The 14,446-nt window shown below is 72.2% G+C and carries 12 protein-coding genes; 2 read left to right on the top strand and 10 right to left on the bottom strand.

The annotated features are described in order from the left end of the window. Positions 1 to 98 precede the first annotated feature (98 nt). Positions 99 to 1,511, bottom strand: coding sequence for an FGGY family carbohydrate kinase (locus AB0K10_RS28040; RefSeq protein ID WP_363688329.1), 1,413 nt, complete (start codon positions 1,509 to 1,511; stop codon positions 99 to 101). A 270-nt stretch (positions 1,512 to 1,781) separates the two neighbouring features. On the opposite strand from AB0K10_RS28040, the gene AB0K10_RS28035 reads away from it, so the two are divergent. Next, positions 1,782 to 3,686 (top strand): anthranilate synthase family protein, encoded by a 1,905-nt coding sequence (locus AB0K10_RS28035; RefSeq protein ID WP_363688426.1) that lies wholly within the window; start codon positions 1,782 to 1,784, stop codon positions 3,684 to 3,686. A 114-nt stretch (positions 3,687 to 3,800) separates the two neighbouring features. On the opposite strand, the gene wrbA is transcribed toward AB0K10_RS28035, so the two are convergent. The 4 genes from wrbA to AB0K10_RS28015 all read right to left on the bottom strand — a co-directional run bounded on the left by wrbA (position 3,801) and on the right by AB0K10_RS28015 (position 6,591). Continuing rightward, positions 3,801 to 4,418, bottom strand: coding sequence for an NAD(P)H:quinone oxidoreductase (wrbA, locus tag AB0K10_RS28030; RefSeq protein ID WP_363688327.1), 618 nt, complete (start codon positions 4,416 to 4,418; stop codon positions 3,801 to 3,803). Positions 4,419 to 4,694: 276 nt separating this feature from the next. Continuing rightward, positions 4,695 to 5,063 carry a DUF3037 domain-containing protein gene (locus AB0K10_RS28025; RefSeq protein ID WP_363688325.1) on the bottom strand — a complete coding sequence of 123 codons (369 nt, stop codon included), beginning with the start codon at positions 5,061 to 5,063 and terminating at the stop codon, positions 4,695 to 4,697. Continuing rightward, entirely contained in the window at positions 5,060 to 5,818 is a 759-nt protein-coding gene (locus AB0K10_RS28020) for a HipA family kinase (protein WP_363688324.1), read from the bottom strand. Before AB0K10_RS28020 ends, AB0K10_RS28025 begins: the two co-directional genes overlap by 4 nt. A 380-nt stretch (positions 5,819 to 6,198) precedes the next feature. Further along, on the bottom strand, positions 6,199 to 6,591 hold the full coding sequence (locus tag AB0K10_RS28015) for a hypothetical protein (protein WP_363688322.1): 393 nt from the start codon (positions 6,589 to 6,591) through the stop codon (positions 6,199 to 6,201). A 110-nt stretch (positions 6,592 to 6,701) separates the two neighbouring features. Here AB0K10_RS28015 and AB0K10_RS28010 point away from each other — a divergent pair, with 110 nt between their 5' ends. Next, positions 6,702 to 7,811, top strand: a complete 1,110-nt coding sequence (locus tag AB0K10_RS28010) for a winged helix DNA-binding domain-containing protein (RefSeq protein WP_363688320.1) — start codon at positions 6,702 to 6,704, stop codon at positions 7,809 to 7,811. Here AB0K10_RS28010 and malQ read toward each other — a convergent pair. From malQ to AB0K10_RS27985, 5 genes are all read right to left on the bottom strand, one after another. Continuing rightward, complete coding sequence (malQ, locus tag AB0K10_RS28005) at positions 7,793 to 9,832, bottom strand: 4-alpha-glucanotransferase (protein ID WP_363688318.1); 2,040 nt, start codon at positions 9,830 to 9,832, stop codon at positions 7,793 to 7,795. The genes AB0K10_RS28010 and malQ overlap by 19 nt on opposite strands. 114 nt (positions 9,833 to 9,946) lie before the next feature. Beyond that, positions 9,947 to 11,155 carry a sn-glycerol-3-phosphate ABC transporter ATP-binding protein UgpC gene (gene ugpC / locus AB0K10_RS28000; RefSeq protein ID WP_363688316.1) on the bottom strand — a complete coding sequence of 403 codons (1,209 nt, stop codon included), beginning with the start codon at positions 11,153 to 11,155 and terminating at the stop codon, positions 9,947 to 9,949. Positions 11,156 to 11,165: 10 nt separating this feature from the next. Then, on the bottom strand, positions 11,166 to 12,002 hold the full coding sequence (locus AB0K10_RS27995) for a carbohydrate ABC transporter permease (RefSeq protein ID WP_363688314.1): 837 nt from the start codon (positions 12,000 to 12,002) through the stop codon (positions 11,166 to 11,168). Between the two features lies 1 nt (position 12,003). Next, on the bottom strand, positions 12,004 to 12,987 hold the full coding sequence (locus AB0K10_RS27990; protein ID WP_363688312.1) for a sugar ABC transporter permease: 984 nt from the start codon (positions 12,985 to 12,987) through the stop codon (positions 12,004 to 12,006). Next, a complete protein-coding gene (locus AB0K10_RS27985) occupies positions 12,984 to 14,273 on the bottom strand; it encodes an ABC transporter substrate-binding protein (RefSeq protein ID WP_363688310.1) in 1,290 nt (429 codons plus the stop codon). Before AB0K10_RS27985 ends, AB0K10_RS27990 begins: the two co-directional genes overlap by 4 nt. Positions 14,274 to 14,446 lie beyond the last annotated feature (173 nt).

Raw genomic sequence — 14,446 nt, 5'->3', positions numbered from 1 at the left:
CCTGCCTCCTCCTCCTGCCGCGTCCACCGCGACCCGGGGAGCGCAGTCCATCCAACCAGGCTCGGTAGCGCTGTCAACGGCCCGGGCAGGGCGAAAGTTCAGGAAGGATACTGCGGGTGGGAACGTCCTGTCGTCGTCGGTAAGACCAGCTCATCCGTCCGGCCGATGTCGGCGAGCTCGGCCGCCACACCGAAGCGGCCCAGCGCGACCAACGCGGCGCCGGTGGCGCCGATCTCCGGGTTGCGTTGGTGCGACACCGGTCGCGGCGCGAGCGCGGCGGCGAACGCCTGCCGCCACCACACCGAGGCGGCCACCGCGCCGCCACCCAGCACCACCCCCACCGGTTTGTCGACAGTGGACTCCAGCACCGCGAGATCGTCGGCGACGAGCTGACACAGCCCCTGCATCAGCCCGGCCAGGATGTCCACGGCAGTGGTGCTGAAGCTCAGACCCCGCAGCTCGCCCGAGCCCGCCGGCGCCAGACCGGGGGGGCGATCACCCCCGAACCGGGGGTCGGCCGGCCGGCCCCCGCCCGCCGGCACCAACGCCAGCGCCGCGTCCAGCTCGTCCCCGCTGGGCAGTCGCAGCTCCCGGTTGGCCCAGGCGAACAGATTGCCACCGCTGGAGTACGCCGCGCCGGTCACCACATGGTCGTGATCGACCCGGTAGCGCCAGAGTCGTTCCGGCAGCCGCGGCAACGGCTCTCCGGCCGGGATCCGCTGCATCAGGCGTACGGCCGCGGAGGTGCCCACCGTGACCGCGGCCCGGCTCGGGTCGGCGCAGCCCGAGCCGACGTTCGACGCTCCGCCGTCACCCACCGGGGGCGCCCACCGGGCCTCGGCCAGCTGCGGCCAGCGGCGGGCGCGGTCGGGCCGGAGCCGGCCGTGCCAGTCCAGCTCGCCCAGCGACGGAAGGTCACGCGGTCGCGCGCCGGCAAGCGTCAGCGCCTCCTCGTCCCACCGCAGGCTGCTGATGTCCAGCAGGCCGGTGCCGGAGGCCTGGGAGACCGACATGGGCGCCGCCTGCAGCAGCTCGCCCAGCACGTACTCCGGCAGGCCGACGAACCGGGCGATCGGCGTGCCGGACTGTTCCCGCAGCCAGGGCAGGCGCATCGACCAGTAGGAGCGGTGCCACCAGCAGCCGGTGCGCTGGTGGAAGCCGTCCGGGTCGGTCGGGCCGGGCGGGTCGCCGACGGGCGTGGGTCGGGTGTCCAGCCAGGTGACGACCGGGCCCAGCGGGGTGCCGTCGCGATCCAGCGGAAGCACCGAGTGCCACTGCGCGGAGGTCGCCACCAGGTCGACGTCGTGCAGGTGCCCCGCCTCGGCCAGCTCGTCCAGACACTCGATGAGGCAGGCGAGATAGTCGGGGCCGGACAGCGTGCCGGTGCCGTCGTCACCGATGGCGAGGTTGACCTTCCGCCGGGCGAGAGCGCCGGGCAGTGGCTGGGTCTCCCCGTCCAGCACCAGGCCGCGTACGGACGAGGTGCCCAGGTCGAGCGCGAGAATGTTCATCGCCGGTCAAGTTACCCGCTGCCGGCCGCGCGGGAACGGAGGTCCGGCCGGGCACACCGGTACGCCCGAAGGGGTCCCGAGCCGGGCCGCGGCCGCGTAAGGTGGACCGCATGCTCGCGCACCCAACCTCCTGGTGGCCCGTCGACCCGGCGGCCACCCCCCGCGCGTAGCTCCATCCACGCGGCCGCCACCGAGGCGGCCGCCGGATCTCCGGCCCGGATGGCCGCCACCGCTGGCGGCGCCCGGCCCACGGAGACCACGATGACCAGCCTGACCCACCTGACCAACCTGCTCGCCGCCATCGCCCGTGGCGAGGATCCGGGCCCGTTCGCGCTGCTGCGCCGCGAGGGCGCCGACGAGCTGGAACTGTTCACCGGCCTCGTCACCACCGTCGACCGGCTGGCGGACATCCCGCTGTCGCCCGGTGCGCCCGGGGCTCGCACGTTGGCCCTGGTGCCGTACCGGCAGATCGCCGAGCGCGGCTTCGCCTGCGTCGACGACGACGCCCCGCTGGAGTGTCTCCAGGTCCGCGAGCACCTGCGGATCCCGCTGGCCGAGGCCCTGGCCGCGCTGCCCGACCAGCCCGTCCGCACCCGCGACGCCGGGTTCGACGTCAGCGACGAGGAGTACGCGCGGATCGTGCAGCGGGTGCTCACCGAGGAGATCGGCCGCGGCGAGGGCGCCAACTTCGTCATCCACCGCACCCTGCACGCCACCGTGCAGGGCGCCCCGCTGGTGGCAGCGATGGCCGCGCTGCGCCGGCTGCTGGTCGCCGAGCGCGGCGCCTACTGGACGTTCGTGGTGCACACCGACACCCGGACCCTGGTCGGCGCCAGCCCGGAACGACACGTCAGCGTCGACGATGGCCTCGTGATGATGAACCCGATCAGCGGCACCTTCCGGCCCGGCGGCGACACCCCGACCCGGGAGGCGCTGCTGCGGTTCCTCGCCGACCCGAAGGAGATCGAAGAGCTGTACATGGTGCTCGACGAGGAGCTGAAGATGATGGCCACTGTCGCCGAGCACGGCGGCCAGGTCATCGGCCCGTACCTGAAGGAGATGTCGCACCTGGCGCACACCGAGTACCTGCTCGCCGGGCGGGGCACCCGTGACGTGCGGGAGGTGCTGCGGGAGACGATGTTCGCGCCCACCGTGACGGGCAGTCCGATGGAGAACGCCTGCCGGGTGATCGCCCGGCACGAGCGCCGGGGCCGGGGCTACTACGCGGGCGTGCTGGCCCTGCTCGGTCACGACGACGCCGGCCGCCAGACGCTCGACGCGCCGATCCTGATCCGTACCGCCGAGATCTCCCCCACCGGCCGGCTGCGGGTGCCGGTCGGCGCCACCCTGGTCCGGCATTCGACGGCGGCCGGCGAGGTGGCCGAGACGCACGCCAAGGCGGCCGGGGTGCTGGCCGCGTTGGGTCTCGGCCCGGCGGCGCCCGCCGGCGACCGCGGGCCGGTCGTGCGGCTGGCCGACGACCCGGCGGTACGCGACGCGCTCGCCGCGCGGAACACGCCGCTGGCCCGGTTCTGGCTCGACCAGCGGGCGCCGGACGCGCCGGGGCTGCCCGGCTTGGTCGGTCTGCGGGCACTGATCGTGGACGCCGAGGACACCTTCACCGGCATGTTGGCGCACCAACTGGGCGCGTTGGGTCTCGCGGTCACGCTGCGGCCCTGGCACGCCGGCGGCCCGGTCGACGAGTACGACCTGGTGGTGGCCGGTCCCGGACCGGGCGACCCGGGCAGCCCGAACGACCCGAAGATGGCCGCGTTGCGGGAGCTGCTGAACGGGCTGCTGGCGACCGGCCGACCCACCCTCGCGGTCTGCCTCGGGCATCAGGTGCTGGCCGGGTTGCTGGGGCTGCCCCTGCACCGGCGGGACGCGCCCTATCAGGGGTTGCAACGGGAGGTCGACCTGTTCGGCGGGGTCCGCAGGGTCGGCTTCTACTCCTCGTTCACCGCGCGGGCCGAGACGGACCGGCTGGACACCGCGTACGGGACGGTGGAGCTGGCCCGAGACGTCCGCGACGGGTCCGTGCATGCCCTGCGCGGGCAGGGCTTCGCGGGGGTGCAGTTTCACCCGGAGTCGGTGCTCAGCCCGGACGGCGTGACAGTGCTGGCCGAGCTGCTGGCCGACCTGCTGCCGGCGTCGCGCCCGGCCCGGCAGGCGTAGCCGAGCGGCCGAGCCCACCCGGTGTGGTCACCGCCGACTCGGGGTAGGGCTGGTGCGACCGGTGGCGCGAGCGGGCCGAGAGCCCCCGCCCGCGCCACCGGTCACCCCCACCGGTCAGCCGCCCATGCCCTGCTTGAGCGCGGCGCCGATCAACACTGCCCGGCGGGCGGTGAGGGCGCACGCGCCCAGCGCCACCGCGTCCGGGGCGATCTCCCCGTTGTTGCTGGTGTGCGAGGGGCCGTACGGGTTGCCGGCGATGAACTGGCTGGAGTCGGTGTAGCCCGGGGGCACCACGACACCGCCCCAGTGGTAGAAGACGTTGAAGAGCGAGGTCAGGGTCGTCTCCTGCCCGCCGTGCGAGGTCGCCGTCGAGGTGAAGCCCGCGTAGACCTTGTTGGCCAGCGCGCCCTGCGCCCACAGCGGCCCGGTGGTGTCGATGAACTGCTTGAGCTGGGCGGCGATCATGCCGTACCGGGTGGGCGATCCGAGGATCACCACGTCGGCCCAGGCCAGGTCGTCGATCATCGCCTCGGGCACGTCCTGGGTCTCCAGGTGGTGTGCCTGCCAACCGGAGTTGGAGCGGATCGCCTCGTCCGGCGCCAGCTCCCGCACCTTGCGCAGACGCACCTCGGCGCCGGCTTCCCCGGCGGCCTCGCACACGGCCTGCGCCATCTGGTACGTGATGCCGGTGGCGCTGTAGTAGATCACCGCGACCTTGGTCTGGGCAGCCATCAGATGTGTCCCCTTCTCGTCTCGGGTCAGCTCCCGCGACTACCCCTGGGACGCTGGGACAAACGACGGGCGGCGGGCTTCCGGGAGTCCGGCTCAAGTTTTCCGCAAGTTCCCGGTCGTTCCGGCCCGACCGCCCGCGCGGGCGGCGATCCTGATGCCATCCGGTGTCGGCGCGCTCCTGCGCCCCCCTGACGCCGGCCGCCTGAACGGGGGATCGCGCTCCGCCGGCAACGGCGCTGGCGTAGCGCGATCAGGGGTCGCTGGCCGCCGGTCCGCTCAGCGCACCAGCGCTGCCATCAGCCGGTCCAGCTCGACCGCCGGGTCGGCCGTGAGGCCGGTGTGCACCGGGCTGGCCTGAATCATCGTGCTGCGGGGCGCGACAAGCCAGTGGAACCGCTCACCGAGCCGCATCCTGGTCGCCGGCCCGTCGCCGGAGCAGGTCCGGTCCAGGGAGTCGAGCACCGCGGCCACCTCCGGAAGATCGACATCGGGCGCGAGCGCCCGAACCCGATCGGCGTCCAGGTGCGTCCGCGCCGCCAGGAAGTCGCGCTGCTGGCAGTAGAGCAGCACCCCGACGTTGATCTGCTCGCCGCGCTCGATGCGGGGCACCAGCCGGATGAGGGCGTACTCGAACGGATGCCTCACGCCACGCTCCCCGCCGGTAGCCAGTCCGCCCGGCTGGCGACCCGCCGCGACAGGTGCGCCACGTACGCCTCACGCGCCGCGTCGGCCGTGTCGAAGTCGGCGGCGGTCAGCCACTGGGCCGGTACCAGCGCCAGCACCTCCCGCAGGAGATCCGGGGTGACCCGGGACGCCAGCTCGGCGTCGGCCTCGGCCAGCCGCGACGCGTACGGCTCCAGCACGTGATCGTCCGCGCGGTAGGCGCGGTGCACGGCGGCGTCGGCGCGCGGCCAGTTGTGGTGGAAGTACAGCGCCGCGCCGTGGTCGATGAGCCACAGCTCCCGGTGCCACACCAGCAGATTCGGATTGCGCCAGCTCCGGTCAACGTTCTCCACGTACGCGTCGAACCAGAGCACCCGCGAGGCCAGCGTCGGGTCGACGGGGTGCGCGACCGGGTCGAAGCCGAGCGCGCCCGGGAGGAAATCCATCCCCAGGTTGGCGCCGCCGCTGTTGCGCAGCAGCTCCTGCACTTCCTGGTCGGGTTCGGCCCGCCCGATGACCGGGTCGATGTCGAGGACCACCAGTGGTGGCACCCGCAGCTCCAGCCGACGGGCCAGCTCACCGCAGATCACCTCGGCGACCAGCGCCTTGGGCCCCTGCCCGGCGCCGGAGAACTTCGCCACGTACGTGCCGAGGTCGTCCGCCTCCACCACGCCGGGGAGCGAGCCGCCCTCGCGCAGCGGGGTGACGTAACGGATCGCGGTGACCTGGCGGAGCACGCCGCCCACCCTACTGGGTTGCGGCCGGCACCCGCACCGGCCTCAGCGAGTCGGTTGCACGCTCCGTCACCACAACCTGCCGGAGCCGTCGCACCGAAGGCGAGTGACACTCGGTGACATCCCCGCCTGACCCGCCATGCCGACTACGAGCCTTTGCTCTGCTTCAACGGACGCAACACCAGCACTGAGCAGCGCGAACCTAACTGCGGTCGAACCGGCCGCGTCCGGCATGCAGCGCTCTGGGTAACTGTTGCGTGGGTTGAAGCAGAGCAAAGGACTCGCAGGGCACGCGGGACCACCTGCCGACGTGACCGAGCGTGAACCGCCGGCTCAAGGACTGGCCCGAGCCGGCCGTGGCCCTGCGCGACCCGCCCCGGCGGTCAGTCGAGCTTGTCGCGCAGCTTGTCGACCTGGGTCTGGAGGCGGTCCACCGCGTTCTCGTTGTTGACGAAGGTGGTGATGCCCGCCGCGAGGCCGAGGCCGATCAGCACCGCCAGGATGCTCAACACCAGGCCGCCGATCGACACGCCTCGGCCGGTCACCCCCGGTCGGCGGGCCATCTTGAGCCCGACGATGCCGAGGATGATTCCGATGATGCCGAGCACCAGCCCCAGCCAGGCGAGGATCGCGGTCAACACACTGAACAGGCCGGCCACCCCGAAGACCAGGGCGAAGGTGGCGGCCGCGCTGGTCTTGGCGCCGGTGGACGCCCGATGGGCCCGAGAATCGGCCGGTACTCCGGCACCCCGGGCCGGCTCGCTTGCGGCAGTCATGGGACTCCCTTCCGTACGCGCGGCGCGCGTACTTCCGGTCGCCCGCCTTCCCGCTGCTCCGGTCGTTATGCGTAGGCGATGATGTCGGACGGGTGGCCTAGCCTGACCCGATGACCGGGGAGCTCACCGCATCCGAGGCGCTCGACCTGCGGATGACGAGCCTGCTGCTGCGCCCGCACCCGACCATCCGGCCAGGTGGTGTGGCCGACGTGGTCGAGTGGTTCGGCGCGATGCAGGCGCAGGATCTGGCGAGCGGCCTGTGGTCGCTGGGCGCCCGACTTCCGGGGTGGACCAGGTCCGACGTGCAGGCGGCGCTGGAGCGGCGCGAGGCTCTGCGCACGTGGCCGATGCGGGGCACCGTGCACCTCGTACCCCCCGCCGACACCCGCTGGATGCTGGAGCTGACAGGCGTCCGCTCGCTGGCCGGCGCGGCGACCCGCCGGGCGCAGCTCGGGCTCACCGAGGTCGACGCGGACCGGGCGCTGGACGTGCTCGGCGCCGCGCTGGCGGGCGGGGGCCGAATGACCCGGGCGCAGTGCCTGGCGGCCCTTCGCGCGGCGGGTCTGTCGACTGACGACCAGCGTGGCTACCACCTGCTCTGGTACGCGAGTGTGCGCGGGGTGACCTGCGTGGCGCCGAACGTCGGCACGGAGCAGACCTTCGCGCTGCTCGACGAGTGGGCGCCGGAGCAGCGTCGGCTGGAGCGGGACGAGGCGTTGGCCGTGCTCGCCCACCGCTACGTCCGGGGGCACGGGCCGGTCACGGCCCGCGAGTTGGCCGGCTGGAGCGGCCTCACCCTGACCGACGCGCGGCGCGGCCTGGCCGCCGCCGGCGACCTGCTGAGCACGGTACGCGTCGAGGGCGAGCCGATGCACGTCGACGCGGCGCTGGCCGATGCGCCACGCACTCCGCCCGATGACGTGCTGGCGCTGCCCGGCTTCGACGAGTACCTGCTCGGCTACCGGGATCGCACGCTGATGCTCGACCCCGCGCACCAGGCGGCCGTGGTGCCGGGCAACAACGGCATCTTCCAGGCGACTGTGGTCCGGGCCGGCCGGGTGGTGGGTGTCTGGAAGCGCACGCTCGGCCGGACGGCCGTCACCGTGACGATCCGCCCGCTGACGACGCTCGGCGTCAAGCAACGGGGTCGGGTGGAGCAGGCGCTGGGCCGGTACGCCGATTTCGTCGGGCTGCCGGCCCGCTACGACTGGTCGGCCTGACCGCCGCTCGCCGTCGGCCGACGCGTGCCACCCGCAGGCGGCGCGGCCGCTCGGGGGCGGGCGGCGGTGAGCAGGTCGACGATCCGGGTCACCCGCTCGTCGGCGCGGATCTGCGCCACCGTCGCCGGCAGCGGCAGCCGCCAGTTCGGGTACTCGTCGACCGTGCCCGGCATGTTGGGTTGGCGCACCTCACCGAGCACGTCGTAGAGGGAGACGCCGAGCAGCCGGGTGGGGCTGGCCGCGAGGGCGGCGTGCATCGCCACCACCACGTCGTCGCCCGGTGGGGCCGGCGCGCCTGCCGCCAGCGACTCCGCGTCGGCCGGCTCGGGCAGCAACCCCTCGTCGCGCAGCATCGCCAGCAGCCGCTCGCGATCATCGGCGGCCCGGGCGCGCTCGACCGCCACGTCGGTGCCGAGCAACTTCAACTCGTCGCGGACGCGGACGTGCTCGCCGGTCAGGAAGCCCGGCGCGGTGGGCAGGTCGTGGGTGGAGATGGTGGCCAGCGCGTTACGCGGCCAGCGGGCCGGCGGCACGAAGTCGCCCTCGTCGTCCCGGGCGAACCACAGCACTGTCGAGCCGAGCATGTTGCGCCCCCGCAGACCCCGGGTCACGGCGGGTTGGACCGTGCCGAGATCCTCGCCCACCACCACCGCGCCGGCCCGGTGGGCCTCCAGCGCGAGGATGCCGAGCATCGCCTCGGCGTCGTACCGGACGTAGGTGCCCTCGGCCGCGCCGGCGCCCGGCGGCACCCACCACAGGCGCCACAGCCCCGCGACGTGGTCGACCCGGAGGCCGCCCGCGTGCCGCAGGGTCCGCCGCAGCATGTCCCGGTACGCCGCGTACCCGGTCTCGGCGAGCCGGTCCGGCCGCCACGCGGCGAGCCCCCAGTCCTGCCCGAGCTGGTTGAAGTCGTCCGGTGGGGCACCGACGCGGACCCCCTGGGCCAGGACGTCGGCGAGTTGCCAACCGTCCGCGCCGCCCGGGTCGATGCCGACGGCCAGGTCGTGCACCACGCCGACCGGCATCCCGGCCGCCCGGGCCGCCGCCGTGACGGCGTCGAGCTGCTCGTCGCACAGGTGTTGCAGCCAGGCGTGGAAGGCCACCCGGTCGGCGAGCTGCCGGCGCTGCTCGGCGACCGCCGGGGCGTCCGGGTGGTGCAGCTCCGCGGGCCAGGCACGCCAGTCGTTGCCGTGCCGCTCCGCCAACGCGCACCAGGTGGCGAAGCTGGTCAGCGCCGGGTCCGCGTTCGGGTCGACCGGCTGGGCGTACGGGTGCAGCAGCTCCAGGGCGCGCCGCTTGGCGGTCCACACCTGGTCGTAGTCGATCAGGTCGCCGCGGTCGGGGCGCAGCGCGTCCACCACCGCTCGGGTCGCCGGGTCCGCCGCGGCGTACGCGCCCGTGTCGCTCACGCGCAGGTAGAGCGGGTTGACGAAGCGCCGACTTGCCGGGGAATACGGTGAGGCTGCCACCGGATGCGCGGGCCCCACCGCGTGCAGCGGGTTGAGCAGCACCAGCCCCGCGCCTGTGGAACCGGCCCAGCCGGTGAACTCGGCGAGGTCCCCGAGGTCGCCCATGCCCCAGGAGCGTTCCGAGGTGAGAGCGTAGAGCTGGAGCATCCACCCCCAGGTGCGTGGCGGCACGGGCAGCCGACGGGGCACCACCACGAGCGTCACCTCACGCCCGGCGCAGCCCAGCCGGTGCCAGCCCAGCGGCAGGTCCCCCGGCAGCTCGCCATCGACGTCGCGGCGGCCGCCGTCCTCCAGGGTCACCACACCGGGGCCGGGCAGCGCCCGGGTCGTGCCGTGGGTGAGCACCACAGTCGCCGGCAACGCGGCCCGGTCGACAGCACGGGCGGCGGCGAGCGCGTCGGCCACGGCGGCCGGGCTGGTGGCGTCCACGCCGAGCAGGCCGAGCACGCCCACGACGGTCTCCGGCGCGACCTCGACGCGACGGTGTCGCCAGTCCTCGTACCAGGTGGACACGCCGTGCGCCTTTGCCAGCGCGGTCAGTCGTCGGTCCATCCCGCCCCCCGCCTCACGATGCGACCCTTCGACCACCTTGCCACGACGGGCGGCACGGCGCAGGGCACGAACGGGGCCGGCGGGCGATCCGCCGGCCCCGAGCGGTGAACGCCCTCACTCGGCGAGCGCGCCGGCGGCACGGCCCTCGCGCAGGGTGAGGTTGCGGCCGTTGGTCGGGTCGAAAAGGTGGATCTTCTCCAGGTTGAACCACACCCGGCGGGACTGCCCTTCGACGACCGGCGACTCGGCCGACAACCGGGTGACCAGGTTGCCGCCCGTGCCGGCGAAGTCACCCGCGCCCGCGTCGGCCGCCAGCTCCTCCAGCTCCGCCGCGCTGGCCCGCTCCCCCTCCACGGTGAAGTAGACGTACTTGTCCGAGCCCATCGACTCGACGATCTCCACCGGGGCCTCGAACTCCAGCCCTCGGCGGCGGGTGTCCTCGTCGACCAGCTCGGCGTCCTCGAAGTGCTCGGGGCGTACGCCGAGGATCAGCTCGCGGGGCGCGTCGGCCGCCTCCAGCTCGCGGCGGATCCGGTCGCCCAGCGGCACCTCGCCCAGCGCGGTACGCAGGCTGCCGTCCTGCACGGCCGCGTGCAGGAAGTTCATCGACGGCGAGCCGATGAAGCCGGCCACGAAGAGGTTGCGGGGGTGGTCGTACAGCTCCTGCGGGGGCCCGACCTGCTGGATCGCGCCACCCCGCATGATGACCACCCGGTCGCCGAGGGTCATCGCCTCGGTCTGGTCATGGGTGACGTAGACGGTGGTGGTGCCGAGCTGTTTCTGCAACCGGGACACCACGGTCCGCATCTGCACCCGCAGCTTCGCGTCCAGGTTGGACAGCGGCTCGTCCATGAGGAACGCCTTGGGCTGGCGGACGATCGCCCGGCCCATCGCCACCCGCTGACGCTGGCCGCCGGAGAGGTTGGCCGGCTTACGGTCCAGCAGCGGCCCCAGCTCCAGCACCTTGGCCGCCTCGTCGACCTTGGCGTCGATGGTCTCCTTGTCCAGCTTCGCCAGCCGCAGCGGGAACGCCATGTTCTCCCGCACGGTCATGTTCGGGTACAGCGCGTACGACTGGAACACCATGGCGATGTCCCGGTCCCGGGGGGCCTTGTCGTTGACCCGCTGGCCGGCGATGCGCAGCTCCCCGGAGGTGATGTCCTCCAGGCCCGCGATCATGTTGAGGGTGGTGGACTTCCCGCAGCCCGACGGGCCGACCAGGATGACGAACTCGCCGTCGGCGATCTCCAGGTCGACGTCCTGCACGGCGACGGTCCCGTCCGGGAAACTCTTGCTCACCTTGTCGAGCACGATGTCAGCCATGACTACTCACCTATCCCTTGACTGCGCCGGAGGTCAGGCCGGACACGATGCGGCGCTGGAAGAAGAGGACGAACAGGATGATCGGTACGGTGATCACCACGGCGGCGGCGCAGATCGCCCCGGTGGGGTCCTCGAACTGCGACGCGCCGGTGAAGAACGACAGCGCGGCCGGCACCGTGCGGGACCGCTCGGTGGAGGTCAGCGAGATGGCGAACAGGAAGTCGTTCCAGCAGAAGATGAAGACCAGGATCGCCGTGGTGAACAGGCCGGGGGCGGCCAGCGGCGCGATCACCCGCCGGAACGCCTGTGCCTGGGTGGCGCCGTCCATCTTCGCCGCCTTCTCCAGGTCCCAGGGGATCTGCTTGAAGAACGCCGACAGCGTGTAGATCGCCAGCGGCAGCGCGAAGGTGATGTACGGCAGGATCAGCCCGGGCCAGGTGTCGAAGATCTTGAGCTGACGCTCGATCTCGAAGAGCGGCGACACGAGTGACACCTGCGGGAACATCGCGATCAGCAGCGAGACGCCGACCAGCAGCCCCTTGCCGGGAAAGTCCAGCCGGCTGATCGCGTACGCGGCCATCGCGCCGAGCACCACAGCGATGAGCGTGGCGATCAGCGCGATGCCTATCGAGTTGATCAGCGCGCGGACGAACTGGTCGGTGTCGAAGATCGTCCGGTAGTTGTCAAGCGTCCACTCCCGGGGAAAGAACTTCCCGTCGGTGAGCGTGGCAGGCGTCTTGAACGACAGCGAGGCGATCCACAGCACCGGGACCATCGCGAAGACGATCACGAGGACGTCGAGCAGACCCCAGCGCAGCTTCGCCCGGGTGGTGGTTTCGACAGCCATGTCAGCGCCTCTCCCCGTCGTCGCTGCCGGGGGCAGCGGTGCCGAACAGCTTCACGAAGACGAAGGCGATGATCGCCACGGTGATGAAGATGAGCACCGACATCGTCGAGCCGATGCCGAGGTTGAGACCCCGGATCAGGTTGTTGTAGGCGAGCATCGACACCGACGAGGTCTCGTTGCCGCCGGCGGTCAACACGAAGATGTTGTCGAAGACGCGGAACGCGTCAAGGGTGCGGAACAGCAGCGCGACCAGGATCGCCGGCTTCATCACCGGCAGCATCACCTTGGTGAACTTCTGCCAGCCGGTCGCCCCGTCGGTGGAGGCGGCCTTGAGCAGGTCCTCCGGCACCAGCGCCAGCCCGGCCATCAGCAGCAGCGCCATGAACGGGGTGGTCTTCCAGATCTCGGCGAGCATGATGATCGCCAGTGAGCTGGCCCGCTCGGTGAGCGGCGCGCCGTCGCTGAACAGGTCGGCCAGGTAGCCGGTGCCGGGCGTCCAGGCGTACCGCCAGGAGAACGCTGCGACCACCGTGACGATCCCGTACGGGATGAGCGCCGAGGTGCGGACCAGGCCGCGGCCGACGAGCGTGCGGTGCATGATCAGCGCCAGCCCCATGCCGAGCACCAGCTCGACGGCCACGGTGACCACCGTGATCAGCGTGGTCACCCCGAACGCGGTCCACCAGAACTCGTTGGTGAGCACCGTGACGTAGTTCTCCAGCCCGATGAACTCGCGCTGGTCGGGAAAGCGCAGGTCGTAGCGCTGCAACGACAGCCAGACCGAGTAGATGATCGGGTACGCGGTCACCGCGACCATCACCAGCGCGGCGGGGGCGCAGAGCAGCCAGCCGAGCCGGCGTTCGGCCTTCTTGTTCTCACTCAGCGGCGCCTTGCGACGGCCGCCCCGCTGGGTCGGCACGGCAGTGCGTCGCTTCGTCTCCTCGACGGCGGTGTTGGCGCCGGTTGGCGTGGCGCTGATGCTCATGGCAGCACCCCCTTCGACTGGAGGGCGTCGGAGATGGCGCCGCGCAGCTCATCGGCCGTCTGCTGCGGACGGATCGCCGACGGCGGCGACAGGATCGCCGACATGACTGTGGAGATGCTCTGGTAGGCAGGGGTCAACGGACGGGTCGCCGGATCCTTCAGCTCTTCGAGGATGGTGTCCTTCATGGGGTACGCCTCGGCCATCTCCGGCTCGTCGAAGACCGCCTCGATGGTCGGTGGCACACCGTCGTTGATGGCGGAGAACTTCTGGTGCTCGGGGCTGCGCAGACACCGGGCCGCCTCGAACGACTGCTCCGGGTGCTTGGAATAGGAGCTGACCGCCAGGTTCACGCCGCCGATGGTGACCTTGCCGGGGGTGTTCCCGTCGATGCCGGGCACCCGGGCCCAGCCGACCTGCTTGGCCAGCTCCGGGTTCGCCTCCTGCAACGCCGGGTAGACGAACGGCCAGTTCACCTGGAACGCGCCCGAGCCGGACTGGAACTCCAACCGGACCGGGTCCTCGGTGGCGTTGCTGAACGACGGCGACGTAACGCCCGACGTGGCGAACGTCTTCAGTTGCTCCAGCGCCCGGACCGTGCCCTCGTCCATCACGGCCTTCTTGCCGTCGTCGGAGAGGACCTTTCCGCCGGCGCTCTCGGCCAGCGTGTTGTAGAGGACGACCAGACCCTCGTACTGGGCGCCCATGGTGAGCACCTGGTACGGCTTGCCCTGGTCCTTGAGCTGCTGGGCAGCGGCGATCATCTGGTCCCAGGTGGTCGGCGGCTGCGGCACCAGGTCCTTGCGGTACCAGAGCAGTTGCACGTTCGTGTTCTTCGGCGCGGCGTAGAGCTTGTCCTCGTAGCGGGCGGTGTCCAGCGGCCCGGCGAGGGTGCCCTGCTCCACGTCGGAGCGGTCCTGGCCGGTCCACTCGCGGATCCAGTCGGCGCTGGCGAACTCCTGGGTCCAGGTGACGTCCAGACCGAGGACGTCCATCCCGCTGTCCTCGGCGGCCAGCCGACGCACCATCTGTACGCGCTGGTCGTCGGCCTGGCGGGGCAGCACCCGGTAGACGATCTTGTATCGTCCCTGGGCCTGCGCGTTGCAGTCGTCGACCACCTTCTGCAGGTTCTGCTCCGGCGGGTAGTACAGGTTGATCGTCGGCGTACCGCCGCCACCGTCGTCGGCGCCGCACGCGGCCAGCGGCGCGACAAGCGCCAGCGCGGCGGCAGCGGCGCCGAGCCGGGCAACCGGTCGACGCCGGCGTCGAGCCGTTTCGGGGTCCGTCATCGCCCTCCCCCTCTCTTCGGCGAGAAACCGGGGAGGGGCATCCGTGCCCCGGTGCACGGCGAGACCTTTCCGGGCCGGTGAGCTGCGGAAACACCGCGGCCCGGATGCTCCTGGCGGCTACACTGCCCCACCTGCCACGTCACGAAACCTGCCGGTCACAGCGGAAGTCCGGG

The sequence above is a fragment of the Micromonospora sp. NPDC049274 genome, assembly GCF_040678875.1.
Lineage (GTDB): Bacteria > Actinomycetota > Actinomycetes > Mycobacteriales > Micromonosporaceae > Micromonospora.
Note: the sequence above shows the minus strand (reverse complement) of the source record. Positions and strands in the feature narration are given on the sequence as shown.